The organism is Pseudomonas sp. S3_E10, from assembly GCF_054667615.1.
Genome location: NZ_CP162743.1, coordinates 1,995,385 through 2,012,207 on the forward strand (window position 1 = coordinate 1,995,385; position 16,823 = coordinate 2,012,207).

General features: G+C 61.4%; 15 protein-coding genes and 1 pseudogene. 12 read left to right on the forward strand and 4 right to left on the reverse strand.

Annotated features, from left to right (window positions below):
* Window positions 1–156 precede the first annotated feature (156 nt).
* The 4 genes and pseudogenes from AB4N98_RS09040 (at window position 157) to AB4N98_RS09055 (ending at window position 3,978) form a co-directional block, all read left to right on the forward strand.
* A complete protein-coding gene (locus AB4N98_RS09040) occupies window positions 157–936 on the forward strand; it encodes a PhzF family phenazine biosynthesis protein (protein ID WP_065877345.1) in 780 nt (259 codons plus the stop codon).
* Between the two features lie 35 nt (window positions 937–971).
* Entirely contained in the window at window positions 972–2,801 is a 1,830-nt protein-coding gene (gene ggt / locus AB4N98_RS09045; protein ID WP_050554007.1) for a gamma-glutamyltransferase, read from the forward strand.
* Window positions 2,802–2,823: 22 nt separating this feature from the next.
* Entirely contained in the window at window positions 2,824–3,549 is a 726-nt protein-coding gene (locus AB4N98_RS09050; RefSeq protein WP_026067424.1) for a purine nucleoside phosphorylase YfiH/LACC1 family protein, read from the forward strand.
* A gap of 112 nt (window positions 3,550–3,661) precedes the next feature.
* Window positions 3,662–3,978, forward strand: a pseudogene (locus AB4N98_RS09055) (helix-turn-helix domain-containing protein).
* Window positions 3,979–4,003: 25 nt separating this feature from the next.
* Here AB4N98_RS09055 and ddlA read toward each other — a convergent pair.
* Window positions 4,004–5,098 carry a D-alanine--D-alanine ligase gene (gene ddlA / locus AB4N98_RS09060; protein ID WP_135196357.1) on the reverse strand — a complete coding sequence of 365 codons (1,095 nt, stop codon included), beginning with the start codon at window positions 5,096–5,098 and terminating at the stop codon, window positions 4,004–4,006.
* Between the two features lie 44 nt (window positions 5,099–5,142).
* Window positions 5,143–5,781 carry a LysE family transporter gene (locus tag AB4N98_RS09065; protein WP_017529947.1) on the reverse strand — a complete coding sequence of 213 codons (639 nt, stop codon included), beginning with the start codon at window positions 5,779–5,781 and terminating at the stop codon, window positions 5,143–5,145.
* A 141-nt stretch (window positions 5,782–5,922) separates the two neighbouring features.
* On the opposite strand from AB4N98_RS09065, the gene AB4N98_RS09070 reads away from it, so the two are divergent.
* Window positions 5,923–6,732, forward strand: coding sequence for an AraC family transcriptional regulator (locus AB4N98_RS09070; protein ID WP_135196356.1), 810 nt, complete (start codon window positions 5,923–5,925; stop codon window positions 6,730–6,732).
* A 208-nt stretch (window positions 6,733–6,940) separates the two neighbouring features.
* Window positions 6,941–8,311: a GntT/GntP/DsdX family permease gene (locus AB4N98_RS09075; RefSeq protein ID WP_017529949.1), complete on the forward strand. Its 1,371-nt coding sequence runs from the start codon at window positions 6,941–6,943 to the stop codon at window positions 8,309–8,311.
* A gap of 6 nt (window positions 8,312–8,317) precedes the next feature.
* Here AB4N98_RS09075 and AB4N98_RS09080 read toward each other — a convergent pair whose 3' ends face one another.
* Entirely contained in the window at window positions 8,318–9,607 is a 1,290-nt protein-coding gene (locus AB4N98_RS09080; protein ID WP_017529950.1) for an MFS transporter, read from the reverse strand.
* Between the two features lie 184 nt (window positions 9,608–9,791).
* On the opposite strand from AB4N98_RS09080, the gene AB4N98_RS09085 reads away from it, so the two are divergent.
* The 5 genes from AB4N98_RS09085 (at window position 9,792) to AB4N98_RS09105 (ending at window position 15,594) form a co-directional block, all read left to right on the forward strand.
* Window positions 9,792–11,210, forward strand: a complete 1,419-nt coding sequence (locus AB4N98_RS09085; RefSeq protein WP_065877350.1) for a short-chain fatty acid transporter — start codon at window positions 9,792–9,794, stop codon at window positions 11,208–11,210.
* 319 nt (window positions 11,211–11,529) lie between these two features.
* Window positions 11,530–11,850 (forward strand): hypothetical protein, encoded by a 321-nt coding sequence (locus AB4N98_RS09090; protein WP_017529952.1) that lies wholly within the window; start codon window positions 11,530–11,532, stop codon window positions 11,848–11,850.
* 80 nt (window positions 11,851–11,930) lie between these two features.
* Window positions 11,931–13,631: an acid phosphatase gene (gene acpA / locus AB4N98_RS09095; RefSeq protein WP_460149383.1), complete on the forward strand. Its 1,701-nt coding sequence runs from the start codon at window positions 11,931–11,933 to the stop codon at window positions 13,629–13,631.
* Window positions 13,632–13,752: 121 nt separating this feature from the next.
* Complete coding sequence (locus tag AB4N98_RS09100; RefSeq protein WP_460149385.1) at window positions 13,753–14,922, forward strand: hypothetical protein; 1,170 nt, start codon at window positions 13,753–13,755, stop codon at window positions 14,920–14,922.
* A 147-nt stretch (window positions 14,923–15,069) separates the two neighbouring features.
* Window positions 15,070–15,594 carry a hypothetical protein gene (locus tag AB4N98_RS09105; RefSeq protein ID WP_017529955.1) on the forward strand — a complete coding sequence of 175 codons (525 nt, stop codon included), beginning with the start codon at window positions 15,070–15,072 and terminating at the stop codon, window positions 15,592–15,594.
* On the opposite strand, the gene can is transcribed toward AB4N98_RS09105, so the two are convergent.
* Window positions 15,591–16,235, reverse strand: a complete 645-nt coding sequence (gene can, locus AB4N98_RS09110) for a carbonate dehydratase (protein WP_003188288.1) — start codon at window positions 16,233–16,235, stop codon at window positions 15,591–15,593. The two genes, AB4N98_RS09105 and can, sit on opposite strands and share 4 nt — an antisense overlap.
* Window positions 16,236–16,374: 139 nt before the next feature.
* Between can and AB4N98_RS09115 the strand changes: the two genes are divergently transcribed.
* Window positions 16,375–16,779: a hypothetical protein gene (locus tag AB4N98_RS09115; protein ID WP_017529956.1), complete on the forward strand. Its 405-nt coding sequence runs from the start codon at window positions 16,375–16,377 to the stop codon at window positions 16,777–16,779.
* Window positions 16,780–16,823: the final 44 nt, after the last annotated feature.

The window sequence follows — 16,823 nt, forward strand, 5'->3', positions numbered from 1 at the left end:
TACTTCGGTATGCCGTTTTTTTTGGCTATGTGCCAGCCAGGCAATCGCAGTGGCGCAATCACAGATGCACGCAAAAATACTGCCCATCTGTATTTTGACGCTCGCCCGACCCCACTGTTAGTGTCCAGCCTCCCCCCACACACGGAGTACGCCACAGTGATACTGGACATCTATCAAGTCGACGCCTTCACCCATCGGCCCTTTGGCGGTAACCCGGCGGCGGTGTGCCCGCTTGGCGAGTGGCTGGCGGATGAGCAACTGCAAAACATCGCCGCCGAAAACAACCTCTCCGAAACCGCTTACTTCGTGCCCCGTGATGGGTTCTATGAGTTGCGCTGGTTTACCCCGCAAGTCGAAGTGGAGCTGTGCGGCCATGCCACGCTGGCAGCCGCGTGGGTGTTGATCAACCAACTGCGCGATGCGCCTGACGTGCTGCGTTTTTCCACCCGCAGCGGTGAGCTTCGGGTCACGCGCCAAGGCGACGAACTGGCGATGGATTTTCCGGCCAGGCAACCTGAGCGCTGTGAGCCGCCAGCCGGCATGCTGAAAGCACTAGGGGTTGAAACCGCCGAGGTATTTGGCACCGATGACTACATCGTACGGGTGGACAACGAAGCCCAGGTCGCGGCGCTTGCTCCGGATTTCGCGAGCCTCAAGGGCCTGCCTAAGCGCGGCATCGCGGTGACCGCCAAGGGCACACAGTTTGATTTCATCTCACGTTGGTTCGGGCCGAATGTGGGCGTCAATGAAGACCCGGTTACAGGTTCGGCGCACACCTCGCTGGCGCCGTTCTGGGCCGAGCGCCTGGGTAAGACAACACTGACAGCAGAACAAGGCGGCCAGCGCCGTGGCCAGTTGCGCTGCGAGCTCAAGGGGGACCGCGTGATCATTTCCGGCAAGGCCGTGCTGTATCTGCAAGGCCAGATTCACCTGTAAAAAGCAGCTCCCCAGGACAACAGATCATTCTCAAAATGAACGGAGTTCAGCGCGTGTTTTCGATTTCCCGCCGTCAATTGTCGGTCATCGCCGCAGCCCTGGCCCTCGCGGCCTGCCACACCCCGGTCAACGAACAGCCACCGGCACCGGAGTTGGGGTCAGGCTATCGCACCGATCTGGCCACCCAACATGCCACACGCCATATGGCCGCCGCCGCCAACCCGCTGGCCGCCGAAGCCGGGCGTGAGATGTTGCGCCAAGGCGGTTCGGCGATAGATGCAGCCATTGCCATGCAGGCCGTGCTGACCCTGGTGGAACCGCAATCTTCCGGCATCGGCGGTGGCGCGTTCATCATGCTGTGGGACGGCAACAACGTGCACGCCTATGACGGCCGCGAAACGGCCCCGGCCGGAGCGACTGAGCGGTTGTTCCTGAACGCTGACGGTACGCCGCTGGCCTTCACCGATGCGCAGATCGGCGGGCGCTCGGTGGGTACGCCCGGCGTGTTGCGCGCGTTGCAAATGGCGCACCAGAAAACTGGCCGGCTGCAATGGGCCACGCTGTTCGAGCCGGCGATTCGTTTGTCTGAACAGGGCTTTGCCATTTCCCCACGCTTGCACAGTTTGATCGCCGCAGATCGCTTTATCCCGCAATCGCCAGAGATGGCAGCCTACTTCCTGAATGCCGATGGCACCCCCAAGGCCACCGGCACGCTGTTGAAAAACCCGGCGCTGGCCGCGGTGTTCAGGCGCATCGCCAAGGAAGGGCCGGATGCGCTTTACCACGGCGCGATTGCCGACGAGATTGCGCGCAAAGTGCAGGGCAACCGCAACGCGGGCACCCTGTCCCAGGCGGATCTCAAGGGCTACGCCGCCAAGGAACGCGCGCCACTGTGCACCGATTACAAACGCTGGAAAATCTGCGGCATGCCGCCACCGTCGTCGGGTGGGATCGCCGTCGCCCAGATCCTGGGGACATTACAGGCGTTGGAGGCCCGCGACCCGCGCCTGGCCATCGCGCCGATGACACCGGTGAAAACCGCATCACCTGCCGGGCTGGAGCCAGCACCCGAAGCCGTCCACCTGATTGCCGAAGCCGGCCGCCTGGCCTTCGCCGACCGCGCGCTATATGTGGCCGATGCGGACTTCACGCCCGTGCCGGTCGCGGGCCTTGTGGCCCCGGATTACCTGGCCCGACGCGCCACATTGATCGGTAAGCGCAGCATGGGCATCGCCAAGCCAGGCCAGCCTGCCGGTATTCAAGTAGCGTATGCGCCAGACCGTTCGCCGCTGCGCATCTCCACCTCACAAGTGGTGGCGGTGGATGACCAGGGTGGCGCCGTGTCGATGACCACCACGGTGGAAGCCGCGTTTGGCTCACATGTGATGGTGCAGGGCTTTTTACTGAACAACCAAATGACCGATTTCTCGTTCATCCCTGAAGAAAACGGCCAACCCGTCGCCAACCGTGTACAACCGGGCAAACGCCCGCGCTCGGCCATGGCACCCACCCTGGTGTTCGACCGCCAGAGCGGTGAATTGCTGGCCACGGTCGGCTCGCCCGGCGGTTCGCAGATCATTGAGTACGTGAGCAAATCCCTGGTGGCGATGCTCGACTGGCACCTCGACCCGCAAACCGCCATCAACTTGCCCAACTTCGGTAGCCGCAATGGGCCTACGGAGCTGGAGGCCGGCTTGTTCAGCCCAGGGTTGAAACAGGCGCTCAAGGACAAAGGCCACGCCTTGAGCGACATTGAGATGACCAGCGGTATCCAGGCGATTGTTCGTACGCGGGATGCTCAGGGAAAAGTGTCATTGAGTGGCGGTGCCGACCCACGACGCGAAGGCGAAGCGGTCGGCGACTGAGGTACTGAGCGGAGGCAACCCTTTGCACCAGGCAAAAAATCTCGGCGCCATTGCGGGCGTCGATCATGGTTTCTGTTCGATCAACGATCCGCTGCGTCCGGATAACCTGTTTATCTGCAAGCAGGTGCACAGTGCCGCGGTGATTGAGTGGCAGGCAGGGCTGGTGGCCAATACGGTCGAGGCCGATGGGGTGCTTGCGCACACGCATCAACCTGTCGCAGTGATCACCGCAGATTGCCTGCCCATTCTGCTCGCATCGCAGGACGGTCAGCATGTGGCGGCGATTCATGGTGGCTGGAAGGGACTGCAACGCGGGATCGTGGCGAATACGGTGCGGCGTTTTGCCGATCTGGGGCTTGCGGCCGACCAACTGCACGTTGCAATCGGGCCGTCGATCAAGCCCTGCTGTTATGAAGTGAGCGAAGGGTTTATTACCGAGTTTCAGGCGGATCAAGGGCACACGTGGCGTGACGGCGAAGCACCATGGAGCGTTGCGCAACCCAAGCCGTTGTTGCCACCGCAGATCACCCCACCGCAGGCGCGGCAAGCACAAAGTGCCTGGTTTGACTTGAGCGGATACGGGCTGATGCTGCTGCAAGCGGCCGGGGTTCGGCGAGAACAGATCGAGGTGAGTGAGGTGTGTACGTATTGCACTTCAACGATGTTTGCCAGCTACCGCCGAAGGACGCATCACCCGGAGGAGGCGAAGACGTTGTTGTATTCGTGGATTGGTCGTACTGATCGGTGACATGGCTCCTACACCCTTCGCGGATCGCTGGTAGCACTGCTGATTTATGGCAAAGGCGCCACCGAGAATATTCCAGCGCATGTCCTGTATAAAATCGCGAAGGAAATGAACCATGCCACTCACTGAGAAAGAGCTAAGAGAACGCGACGCCAAGCGCAATATTGGCGAGGAATTGCTCGCCGCCATCGTGGACGTGAAGGCGCGGGCCGTCATGGCGGCGTCCATCACGTAGAAACCACTCAAGCGGCCGAAGCAAGCAGTAAAACAGGCTTGTCACAACCCAAATTCGCCGAGTTGCTGGGGGTTTCTGTAAGAACGCTTCAAGAATGGGAGCAAGGCCGGCGCTCACCCTCCGGCGCAGCACGCTCACTGCTGCACATTGCCACCATCCGACCAGACGTTTTTCGTGAGGTCCTCAGTAACGCCTGATGGCGTTACTGACCTCTTTCTAAGATCAGCGACTGATCTTCAACCCCTTGCGCCCCGCATGCCGCTCCAGCGCCAGCTCGATCAACCGGCTCACCAACTCGCTGTAGCTCATCCCAGCCGCCTGCCATAGCTTGGGGTACATGCTGATACGGGTAAAACCGGGCAGCGAGTTGATTTCATTGATCAATACTTCGCCGTCATCGGTGAGGAACACATCGACCCGCGCCAGGCCTGCACACCCCAGCACCCCGAACGCCTCAAGGGCCAGGCTGCGAATCCGCTCGTTGGCCGCGTGGCTGATAGCCGCCGGCACCACCACTCGCGCCGCCTGATCGTCGATGTATTTGCTGTCGTAGGAGTAAAAGCCATTGCTCACGACGATCTCGCCGCAACCGCTGGCGATGGGGTTGTCGTTACCCAGCACCGCGCATTCGATTTCGCGGCCCCGGACGGCTGATTCCACCAGCACTTTTTCGTCGAAACCCAACGCCAGTTCAACCGCGGCATGGTACTCGGCCTCACTGGCGATTTTGCTCACACCGACCGACGAGCCTTGATTGGCCGGTTTGACGAACATCGGCAGGCCGAGCTTATTCACGGCGGCCTCAAAAGAGGTGCGCGCGGCGTTGCGGCGGGTCAGGGTGATAAACGGGGTCACGGCAATGCCGGCGTCGCGCAGCAGGCGTTTGCTGACGTCCTTGTCCATGCACACGGCCGAGCCGAGTACGTCGGAGCCGACAAAAGGCAAGTCCGCCATGCGCAGCAGGCCTTGCAGGCAGCCGTCTTCGCCGAGGGTGCCGTGGACGATGGGGAAGATCACATCAATGTGTTCCAGCACGCCCTGGCCCGCGGTTTCCACCACTTGCTGGCTGGCCTTGCCGGGCACCACCGCCAGTTCGCGGTTGGATTGGTTGAGGGCAATGAGCGCCGGGTTTTCGCTGTTGATCAGGAAGTTCGAGGTGTCGTTGAGGTGCCAGTGGCCGGCCTTGTCGATACCGATCAGCACCGGCTCGAAGCGCGAACGGTCCAGCGCATCGACGATATTGCGCGCCGATTGCAACGAGACTTCGTGTTCGGCCGAACGGCCCCCAAAAATAATCCCTACCCGCACCTTGCTCATGACCCAGCCTCACTGTTGAACGTAAGGCTTCTTACCACGGGCCGTCAGCGATTCGCCACCAGATGCGCGCCGAACAGCATGTAACAGCCGCCGGCAAAGCGGTCGAGCCACTTGCGCGAACGGCTGTAAAGGTTCGCCATGCGCTGGCTGGAAAACACCAGGGCCACGCTGGAATACCAACTGAACGACAAGGTGGCCATGGTGATCACCGCCAGCGTGAGCAACATCGGCGAGGGCGACGGCGGCATGGTGGACGCGAAGATAGTAGCGACGAACAGAGCTGCCTTGGGGTTCGACAGGTTGCCCAGCAAACCCAGACGCCAGGCAGAGAACAGCGAACGCTTGGGCTCATCCGGCAACAGGCGCTGGCCCATGGCTGGCGCGGAACGCTTGAACAGCTTCAGCCCCAGGTAGATCAGGTAACAACCGCCGATGACCTTGAACGCCAGGTACAACATGGGCGCCGCGGTAAACAGCGACTTGATCCCCAGCCCACCCGCCAGCCCCCACATGATCGTGCCAGTGGCTACACCCGCCGACGCCACCACGCCATGACGGCGCGAACAGCTCGCGGCCAGTTGCGCGGTATTGAAGAAGTTGGGGCCGGGCGTGACCACCGCCACGGTCCATAGCAGGGCCAGCGAGACCAGCGGGGCCACGTAAGCAGGGTTGAGAAAATCCATGGCGTTCAGCTCCATCAGCGCGATGCACGAGCCAGGATCATAGGCCTCGCCCCACGCCCGCACAATCGTACAAGACCCCGGCAGACAAGGACCCGCAGACTGGGTTAACGTGTTTCCACCTCTTTTTTATGACAAGTCACCATGGGCAACCTGACCCACACTCTCGACTGGCTGCACCGTGCCCCGCACGCCAGCGGCCTGGACCGTATCGAGGCGTACTTTGCCGGCTTCGCCTTCGACCCGCATCGCCACGACACCTACGCCATCGGGCGTACGTTGTTCGGCGTGCAGAGTTTTCACTATCGTGGCGGCATGACCCACAGCCTGCCGGGCACGACCATGGTGATTCATCCCGATGAGATTCACGACGGCCGCGCAGGCAGCGACGAGGGTTTCATGTACCGGATGATTTACGTAGAACCGGCGTTGATCCAGCAGATCCTCGGCGGCAAGCCACTGCCGTTTATCCCTGGCGGCTTGACCACCGACCCGAGGCTGTTCCGTGCCAGCGAAGTGCTGCTGCAAAGCCTGGATTGCCCGATCGACCCGTTGCAGGAACAGGACGCCCTGTTCGACCTGGCCCAGGCCCTCGACAATGCCTCGGGAGCCATTGTCAGCCGCAAAACCTTCGATTACCTGGCAGCTGAACGCGCTCGGGAATTTATCCACAGCGCCCTGGGCCGCAGCATCACCCTGGATGAAATGGCTGGCCACGCCGGCCGTGACCGTTGGGCCTTGTCGCGGGATTTTCGTGTGCTGTTCGGCACCAGCCCCTACCGCTACCTGACCATGCGCCGGCTGGACCTGGTGCGCAGTCTGTTGACCCAGGGTCAGTCATTGGTGGATGCGGCAATGACCGCCGGTTTCACCGACCAGAGCCACATGACCCGGCAATTTCGCAGCACCTACGGCATGCCGCCGTCGCGCTGGGTGAAAATGCTCGGGCGCTGACATCCTGTCGCCGTACTCACCGCCGCACTCCAGCGTACCTTGCCCACATTCGTTCGCCGGTAGGCCCAGGCCTCTGGGGCGCACCGCTGCCCGCACCAAAACGGCACATCCGTACTGCGCACTGGAAGCAGCTGCTATCAGGTATGCTTTTCAGGCATGAAACATAAAGAAACAATTTCCCAAGCCTCGTTCGATAAGGAGTCCCGTCTTGGAGTTATCGACTGCCGCGTGGATGGTTCACGACACCCGCCTGATGCTCTGCGTACTGCTGGCCATCGCCAGCATCATCGTGCTGATCAGCGCGACCAAGCTGCCCCCTTTTCTGTCGATTCTGATCGGCACCTTTGTCGCCGGTGTCGGCGCCGGCCTGCCGCCGGAAGAAGTCGCCAAGGCTTTCAGCAAAGGCGCCGGAGCGATCCTGGGTGAAGCCGGAATCATCATCGCCCTGGGCGCGATGCTCGGCGCGCTGATGGCCGAGTCCGGCGCGGCGGATCGCATCGCCACTACCCTGCTGGGGTTGGGCAAAGGCAAGTCATTGCCGTGGGTAATGGCGTTGGTGGCAATGGTGATCGGCTTGCCGTTGTTCTTCGAAGTGGGCCTGGTGATGATGGTGCCGATCATCTTTGTGATGGCCAAGCGTTCGAACCAGCCGCTGCTGAAAATCGCCATTCCGGCACTGGCGGGTATGACCACGCTGCACGCCTTGATGCCGCCGCACCCTGGGCCGCTGATTGCGGTGGGCGCATTGCACGCAGACCTGGGCCTGACCATGTTGCTGGGCTTTTGCCTGGCGGTGCCGGCGGTGATTCTCGCGGGCCCGATCTACGGCAACTGGTTGTCCAGGCGCCTGCACGTGGATGAGCCGACGGACATCGGCGCGCTGTTCAGTGCCCCGCCTAAAGCCGCGCGCCAACCGAGCTTCGGCGTGTCGTTGCTGATCATTCTGTTGCCGGTGATCTTGATGCTCGGCAGTACCTTGGCCAAAGTCGCGCTGCCGGCGCAAAGCAGCGTCGGCCTGACGTTGAAGTTCCTCGGTGAACCGCTGATCGCCCTCGGCCTGGCGGTGATCGCCGCCGTTGTCTGCCTGGGCTGGGCCGCTGGCATGCCGCGCGCGGACGTCGGCAACACGCTGCGCAAAGCCCTTGCGCCCATCGCCGTGCTGTTGCTGACTATCGGCGCCGGCGGCGGCCTCAAGCAAACCCTGCTTGACGCCGGTGTGAGCCAGACCATCAGCAAGGTCGCCGAAGGTGCGCACATGCCCTATTTGTTACTCGCCTGGTTGATCGCCGTGGCGTTGCGCCAGGCCACCGGTTCGGCCACCGTCGCGACCACCACCACGGCCGGTATCCTCGCGCCGATGATGGCCGGTCTGGCGGCGACGCAAAGCTCACTGGTGGCCCTGGCGATTGGCGCCGGCTCGGTGTTCTTCTGCCACGTCAACGACGCCGGGTTCTGGATGGTGCGTGAATACTTTGGCTTGCAGTTAAAGCAGACGATCTGGGTGTGGTCGGTGTTGCAAACCATCGTGTCGGTGGTCGGGCTGGTGGGGACGTTGGTGCTTTGGCACTTCCTGACCTGAGTACGCTTAGGCCGCCAAGGCGTGGCGCTTGCCAAACAACGCCACACTGCCCACCCCAACCGCGCCCATCACCACGCAGTACCCTACGCAAATCCATGGGCTGGTGGGCATCAGCGCGATCAGCATCAGCGGTGTGGTGCTGGCCCACAGCGCGTAGGCAATGTTGTAGGTGAAGGAAATGCCCGACACCCGCACCTGCGCGGGGAATAAACCGACCATCACCGAGGGCACCGCGCCCACCACGCCGCAACTCAAGCCTGCTACGGCGTAAGCCGCGCCCAGCCACACTCCGCCGCTGATCAGGCTGGCATACAGGAGAAAAATCCCCAGCGGCAGCAGCAGGCTGTACACCAACACCGCGCGCCAGGCGCCGATGCGGTCCACCAGCAGGCCGGCGAGCACGCAGCCGATATTCAGGAACACGATGCCCAGGGCGCTCAGGGCGAAGGTGTGGCCAGGGCTCATGCCGAAGGTTTTTTGCATCATGGTCGGGGTGATGACGACGAGGACGACCACTGCGGAGGTAAGCACGCAGGTGAGGATCATCGCCGGTAGCAGCACAGCGCGGTGGTCGCGCAATACGGTGCGCAGCGGGAGTTCAGCCGCCGCCTGGCGGCGCGCCTGCATTTCGAGGAACACCGGGGTTTCGCTGAGCCAGCGGCGCAGCCATACGCCGATCACGCCGAACACACCGCCGAGCAGGAAAGGGAAACGCCAGGCGTAGTCGAGGATTTCGGCAGGGGTGAAGACTTGCGCCAGCAGCGTCGCGGTCAAGGCGCCAAGCAGATAGCCGAAAGTCAGGCCGGCCTGCAGGAAACCCAGGGCATAGCCTCGGTGATGACGCGGGGCGTGCTCGGCCACGAATGTCCAGGCGCTGGGCACTTCGCCGCCCACCGCGGCGCCTTGCAGCACGCGCAGCACCAGCAGGATCAACGGTGCGAAATAACCGATTTGCGCGTAGGTCGGCATGATCCCGATCAGTAGGCACGGCAGCGCCATCATCAGGATGCTCAGGCTGAATACGCGTTTGCGTCCCAGGTGATCGGCAAAGTGCGCCATCAGGATGCCGCCCAGCGGGCGCGCCAGGTAGCCGGTGACGAAAATGCCGAAGCTCTGCAGCAGGCGCAGCCACTCGGGCATTTCTGGCGGGAAGAACAGTTGGCTGAGGGTCAGCGCGAAAAACACAAAAATAATGAAATCGTAGATTTCCAGGGCGCCGCCCAAAGCGGCCAGGCCCAGGGTTTTGTAGTCGGAGCGGGAAAAACGCTGCGCCTGTGGGACAAAGGTGGCAGTCATGTGCAAGCTCGGTAGACAGACAAAATGGCGTGCAGGTTATGAGCTGAGCCGGGGGATGGCAATCGCTGCAGATATATTTGTTTTCCTCATGGATCGATGAAGATAACTGCATTCCAATATCAATGGGCGTGGAGGAACATGCGCGAAAACTGCCGCCCCATAATAAATACAAGAGGTACGACTCGTGGCCGATGCTATCGAAGAAAGCCGCTATGCCCGATTTGCCCTGCGTTGCTCCAACTTCGCCGAACGCTGGTTCCCTGACTCCTGGGTGTTCGCCGCTCTCGCGGTGATCATTGTCGCGGTGGCGACCCTGAGCATGGGCGCCGCGCCCACCGAGGCCGCCAAGGCGTTCGGCGATGGTTTCTGGAGCCTGATCCCGTTCACCATGCAGATGGCCTTTGTGGTGATCGGCGGTTACGTGGTCGCCAGCTCGCCGCCGGCGGTGAAGCTGATTGACCGCCTGGCGCGCATCCCGAAAAACGGCCGCTCCGCCGTGGCGTGGGTGGCGTTGATCTCCATGCTCGCCTCCCTGCTCAACTGGGGCCTGTCTCTGGTGTTCGGTGGCCTGCTGGTGCGGGCGCTGGCCCGTCGCACGGATTTACGCATGGACTACCGCGCGGCCGGTGCCGCAGCTTATCTGGGCCTCGGCGCGGTATGGGCGCTGGGGTTGTCGTCGTCGGCCGCGCAATTGCAGGCCAACCCGGGCAGCTTGCCGCCATCGATTTTGTCGATCACCGGGGTGATCCCGTTTACCGAGACCATTTTTCTGTGGCAATCGGGCGTGCTGTTGCTGGCGTTGATCGTGGTATCGCTGATCATCGCCTACGCCACCGCGCCCGGCCCGAACAGTGCGCGTGACGCCAAGGCCTGCGGTGTCGACCCGGCCTTCAACTTACCCAAGCCGCAAGCACCGAGCCGCCCCGGCGAATGGTTGGAACACAGCCCGCTGCTGACTATTTTGCTGGCGCTGCTGGCGGCCGGTTGGCTGTTCCATGAGTTCTCGACCAAGCCGGCGATCAGCGCCATTTCGGGGCTCAACACCTATAACTTCCTGTTCATCATGGTCGGCGCGCTGCTGCACTGGCGCCCGCGCAGCTTCCTCGATGCGGTGGCCCGCGCGGTGCCCACCACCACTGGCGTGCTGATCCAGTTCCCGCTGTACGGCTCGATCGCCGCGCTGATGACCGTGGTCAAGGGCGGCGACGGCCAGACCCTGGCGCACCATATCTCGACCTTTTTCACGTCCATCGCGTCCCACGACACTTACGCGCTGCTGATGGGCGTGTACTCGGCGGTGCTGGGGTTCTTTATCCCCTCGGGCGGCGGCAAGTGGATCATCGAAGCGCCTTACGTGATGCAGGTGGCCAACGAACTGCAATACCACCTGGGTTGGGCGGTGCAGATCTACAACGCCGCCGAAGCGCTGCCGAACCTGATCAACCCGTTCTATATGCTGCCGCTGCTGGGCGTACTGGGGCTGAAAGCGCGGGATCTGATCGGGTTTTCGTTTGTGCAGTTGTTGGTGCACACGCCGTTGGTGCTGTTTTTGTTGTGGGCGCTGGGGACGACGTTGAAGTATTTGCCGCCGGTGATGCCTTGATCAAAGGACAACGCACCTGTTGAAGGTTTCACAGTTCACCTCGGTGCTATCCATCATCGAGCCAGTCTAGCAGCGCTGGCTGCCTGTAGACACAGGCAGCCCATCGCATCCTTGCTACCGCCTTGGTATAGGTGAGACTTTGCATTGATCTTCGAAAAATACACCGATGCTTTTATACAATCGACGCCTGCAAAACTACTTTTCGAGTTGAACGCACAGGTTTGTCCCACTCAACACGATGGCAACCCCTGACTTTTTTCCTCAACGCCTGTGATTAACCTGACGCGGATGATTCCTCACACAACACCAAGGAAATCCGATGACCCCGTTATCCAAGACGCTTGAAGAATTGCTCAGCGCTATTTACCAGGACGATAACGTGTCGTTCGTTGAATACAGAACCCTGCGAGACGATGCAGACCGCCGCATGTCTGCCGTTATCAAAGAGTTTGGCCTGCACAACAATGTCACGGCCTTTCAAAAAGCCATCGACGTTGCGATGCAGCTACTACAGACCAGCGTCATCGACGCAAAGAAAAACCAGCTGACCGACACTGGCGAAGCCATCGTCAAGGATGCCCTCACCGCGCAGGTCGAGTACTTGCGGGCCGGCAGCCAACTGGCACTGCGGTTGCTGTAATCGTCTGTCTCCGTTCCGTCACATTGCATTGCTACCGTCCTGCGAAATATCTTGCAACAACTCGCCAAGGACTCTCCGCAATGAGTGATGAGCACGAAGACCGCCCTTCCTCCGATTCCGCCATCCAACCGGCGGTAGACACCAGCCGTCGACGCTTCCTCGGAGGCGCGGCGGTGCTGGGGGTTGGCGCGACCTTGAGTGCCTGCGGCAATACCAGCGAAACACCGGGCAAACCGGTGGCGCGGCCGCTGACCTCACAAGAACTGGATAAAGCCCTGCACGACCAGGTGAAAACCGTGGTGGTGATCTATGCCGAGAACCGCAGTTTCAATAATTTATTTGCTGACTTCCCAGGCGTTGAGAAACCACTGTCGGCCCTTAAGGCCAACGATTACCAGCAACGCGACCGCAATGGCAGCGTCTTGTCCACCCTGCCCCCGTCCTGGGGCGGCGTACTGCAGGTGGGCCCGCAAACGGTGGACGGGGTCACGTACCCCAGCGAAGTACAATTCCAGGAAAACCTGCCCAACGCGCCCTACGCCCTCAAAGGTCCAAATGGCGAAGACCTGCCCTTGAGCCTGGTCACCCGCGACCTGTGGCACGTGTTCTACCAGAACCAGATGCAGATCAACGGCGGCAAGAACGACGGTTTCGTCGCCTGGGCCGATTCCGGCGCCCTGGTGATGGGCAATTATGCCCAGAGCCGTTATGCCCTGCGCCTGTGGGACGTGGCCAAGGAGTTTGTGCTCTGCGATAACTTCTTCCAGGGGGCGTTCGGCGGCTCGTTCCTGAACCATCAATACCTGATCAGCGCCACCGCGCCGGTGTACCCGAATGCCGCGCAATCGGTGGCCAAGGCCCAGATCGCTACGCTGCAAAGCGATGACCCGACCGATACGCGCCTCAAGCCTCTGGACAAATCCCCGGCCAGCGCCATGACCGGCCCACCGCAGTTCGGCCCCAGTGCGCTGACCCCGGACGGTTACGCCGTGAACACCCTGGCCCCGCCCTACTGGCCGACCTGGATTCGCGACCCGGACAATCCGGATTTTGCCAAGCCCGACCTGCCCAACGTACTGGTACCGCAAACCCACGAGCACATCGGCGACAAACTGTCGAAAAAGAATGTGGACTGGGCGTGGTACGCCGGCGCCTGGCAGGCGACGCTGGATCAGTTCAAGGACTCGGGCGGCATCCCGAAAATCCCGAATTTCCAGTATCACCACCAGCCGTTCAATTACTTCAAGCAACAGGGCCCGCACAATCGCGCCGAGCGTGACAAGCGCTTGCGCGACGGCGGCCTGGGCGATGAGTCCAGCACCAACAGGTTCTTCGCCGATGCCCAGGCGGGCAAGCTGCCGGCCGTGACCTTCTACAAGCCCCAGGGCAACTTGAACATGCACGCCGGTTACGCCGACATAGCCTCGGGCGACCGCCATATCGCGCGCGCCCTGAAAGTACTGCAGGAAAGCCCGCAGTGGAAAAACATGGTGGTGGTGGTGACGGTCGACGAAAACGGCGGCTGGTGGGACCACGTGGCGCCGCCCAAGGGCGACCGCTGGGGGCCTGGCACACGGGTTCCGGCGCTGGTGGTGTCGCCGTTCGCGCGCAAAGGCCTGGTGGACCATACGGTGTACGACACGGCGTCTATCCTGCGTTTGATCACCCGAGTATTCGGGCTGGAGACCCTGGATGGCCTCAAGCAGCGCGATGACGCCATGGTTGCACGCGGGCAGAAACCCATGGGCGATTTGAGCAACGCTTTGCAGTTCAGCGTGTAGGACGCTTATCCAATAGCGACATGCCCGACGATTTAGCACGCGGTTTTCCTGGTCAACCGCTACTGTGTGGAAGTGGGCTTTCAACCCGCGCAGACGGGCTTTCGCTGACAAGGAATCAACTATGTTCAAACCGACCAGGCTCTGCCTAGCCGTGGCCGCACTGATAGGCAGTGCGGTCGTACAGGCGGACATCGACGTACCACTGGGCAGCACGCAACGCGTCACCCAGTTGTTCGCTTACCCCAATAACTGCAACGTGATCTGCTATCGGCCCTGGACGCTGGAGCAGACCGCCGAGCACTATCTGAACCAGAGTGTGCAGCGCGACGGCTACAGCCGAGCCAAAGTCAGCGTCAAGGTCCATGACGGGCAGGTAAAGGCCACCTTCAGCGGCGTGCCCGACAGTTATGGCCAGCCCCTGACGAAGCTGCTCGATACGGCCGACCTCGCCTACCAGGGCGCCAGCAAGCTCAACAGCGACGGCAAGTGGGCCTATAACTGGTACCTGTTCCTGCCGCTGGGCATGGCCCTGGAAAATCGCAAAAGCATCGAATTGCTGCACTTTCCGCCGGACTACTCGCTGACCCAGGCCCAGGACTACCTGGAGTCCAAAACCACCGACCGCTGGGCTGACTTGCTCACCACCAACGGCGTGCCTGCCACCGAAACCCCGGCCTACCAGACGATCATCGATATCGCCCCTATCGCTGCGCCCTCCAATGCGGGCAAAGACCTGGAGGGCCTCTACAGCTATTTCACCGACTACCAGACGCGCATGGTCAAGGAACTGAGCCTGGGGCCCACCGGCTCGTTGCCGATGGTCGCGTTCGGCGCGCCGGTGCGCAACTGGGTCAAGCAACAATACGGGCAAACCGTGGGCGTGCTGGGCCTGGCGCAGATCAGCCCCGAGGACGGCAAAAGCGTTTCGGTATTGGGCGCCAACCATCCCAGCTATATCTGGTATGCGGCCGACCCCGCAACCTATGACGGCAACGAGCAAAAGGCCGACGAGGCTGGTTTGAAGGTGATGGGCCAGGATTTAAGCGCGGCTTGCTGGCAGGCAGGAATGGGTCAGAAGCCGGCGAGCGACCCGAATGTACTGCTCAAGGCCTGCATGAACACCTGGCAAGTCACGCGCAAAGAGCAGACCTGCGAGTTGTTCTACACCTCGGTACGCGACCTGAGCCCGGAGCAGGCGAATGCCAAATGCGCTACGCCAACCATCAAAAACCAGTTGAAACAGCTCAAGAACGCCGCTCCAACCCCCGCAATCACAGCGCCAGCGCTCTAAGCTGCCAAAAAAATGATCGGTTTCTACTGTCATATTTGACAGTAGAAATCGAATCCAACTTCAGCCAGCCTTAACACGCGCCTATCCGCTGCAAGACTGGAACTCAGCTATCACCCGCAGGTCGATGCAGCCTCACCAAGGAGAGTTATGAAAACTCAAGCCATGGATAAGGTTAAAACGGCTGTGGGTGACTGTCTTTACCCCTTCAAGACGCTGCTTATTGAACAAGGCTACCCCTCGAGCGCGCAATTCAGTGTCGTGCCAAGCGTCGCTGACCAAGGCGGCGGAGTCCGGGCTCGCCGAGCCCTGGACGGGCGCATACGCATCGCCAACGTCTCCGGCTATGTCGTGGGCGAACGCCGCCTGCACACGTTGCAGCTATCGCCGCGCATCCACTTGTACGATTGTTGGTTCTGCGGCCTGTTACAGCATTCGTGCAACCCGAATGTGTTTTTCGACACCACGTACCTGGAGCTCTGGACCCTGCAGCCTATCGCCGCCCGCGCCCCGCTGACCCTGGACTACGCCAGCACCGAGGACGTGCTGTTCCGGCAGTTCGCTTGCGATTGCGGCGAGCTGAACTGCCGGGGCTGGATCACCGGCAGCCAGGAACCATTGAACGCCGAAGGGCAGGCATTCATGGCCCAGTGGCGGATGCGCAAACGCCCTTAGGCTTCGCCCAAGGGGCGCAGGCGGTATTGCGGCGGCAGCTGCTCGAAGCCACTGATCGTGGTGTTCAAGCTTTTCCAGCGACCGTCCTTGATCCCGTAGATGCATCCATGGATCGACAGGCTCTGCCCACGGTGCCAGGCGTTTTGCACAATGCTGGTATGACCGACGTTGGCCACTTGCTGAATCACGTTCAGCTCGCACATGCGGTCTACGCGCTCTTCTTCGGTTGGCAGTTGGGCCAGCACGTCGCGGTTTTCGTAGTAGAGGTCGCGGATGGTACGCAGCCAGCCGTCGATCAGGCCGAACTGGCGGTCCTGCATCGAGGCACGCACGCCGCCGCAGCCGTAGTGGCCGGTGACGAGGATGTGTTTGACCTTGAGTACATCGACCGCGTACTGGATCACCGACAGGCAGTTGAGGTCGGTATGCAGTACCACGTTGGCCACGTTGCGGTGCACAAACAGATCACCGGGCAGCATGCCGACGATCTCGTTGGCCGGCACACGGGCATCGGAACAACCGATCCACAGGTATTCCGGGGTTTGCTGGCGGGCGAGCTTGGCGAAGAATTCGGGATCTTCCTGTTTGATCGCATCCGCCCAGCGTTCGTTGTTATCAAGCAGGTCTTGTAATTCGTTCATCAGGGAAAGCCTCAGGAATGATGCGCAGGTGTGTGACTGACGAGCCTTCGTCCGGGTCACGCCGAGCGCCAATTAGCTTGAATCTTTGGGTAGCTGTGCCTGTCCACACACTATAAGCCCCACAGTATGAGGATTGGCCATGACTGAATCACGACGTCCCTACGGCGCTACGCAACCCGAACCGATTGATGACAACGAAGACCGCATGGGTGAAGTGCGCGAGCTGGATTTTGACGAACAAGACCAGACAGCAGAGATCGGCGACGAACTGCCAGGCCGCGAACGCGACCTGTTAATGCCCGACGAACGGGTGCGCGAAGCCGGGCTGACCGGGGCCTCGGTGGATGATCATGAGTCGACTGATGACGACATGAGCCCGGAAACGCTGATCCAGGAAGACGGTGCGCGGGATGCGCGCGAGGAAGGTGAAGCCGGCGCCGCCGACTACGACTTGAGCGTTGTCGGTGAAGATGACATCGGCGGTGGAAACGGATTGGACGAGGCCGAGCTGGCCGATCTGGACCCGCTCAACGCCAAGCGCTGATTGAAATGTGTGAAAGGGGGCTTGCTCCCGATAGCGGGAGCAAG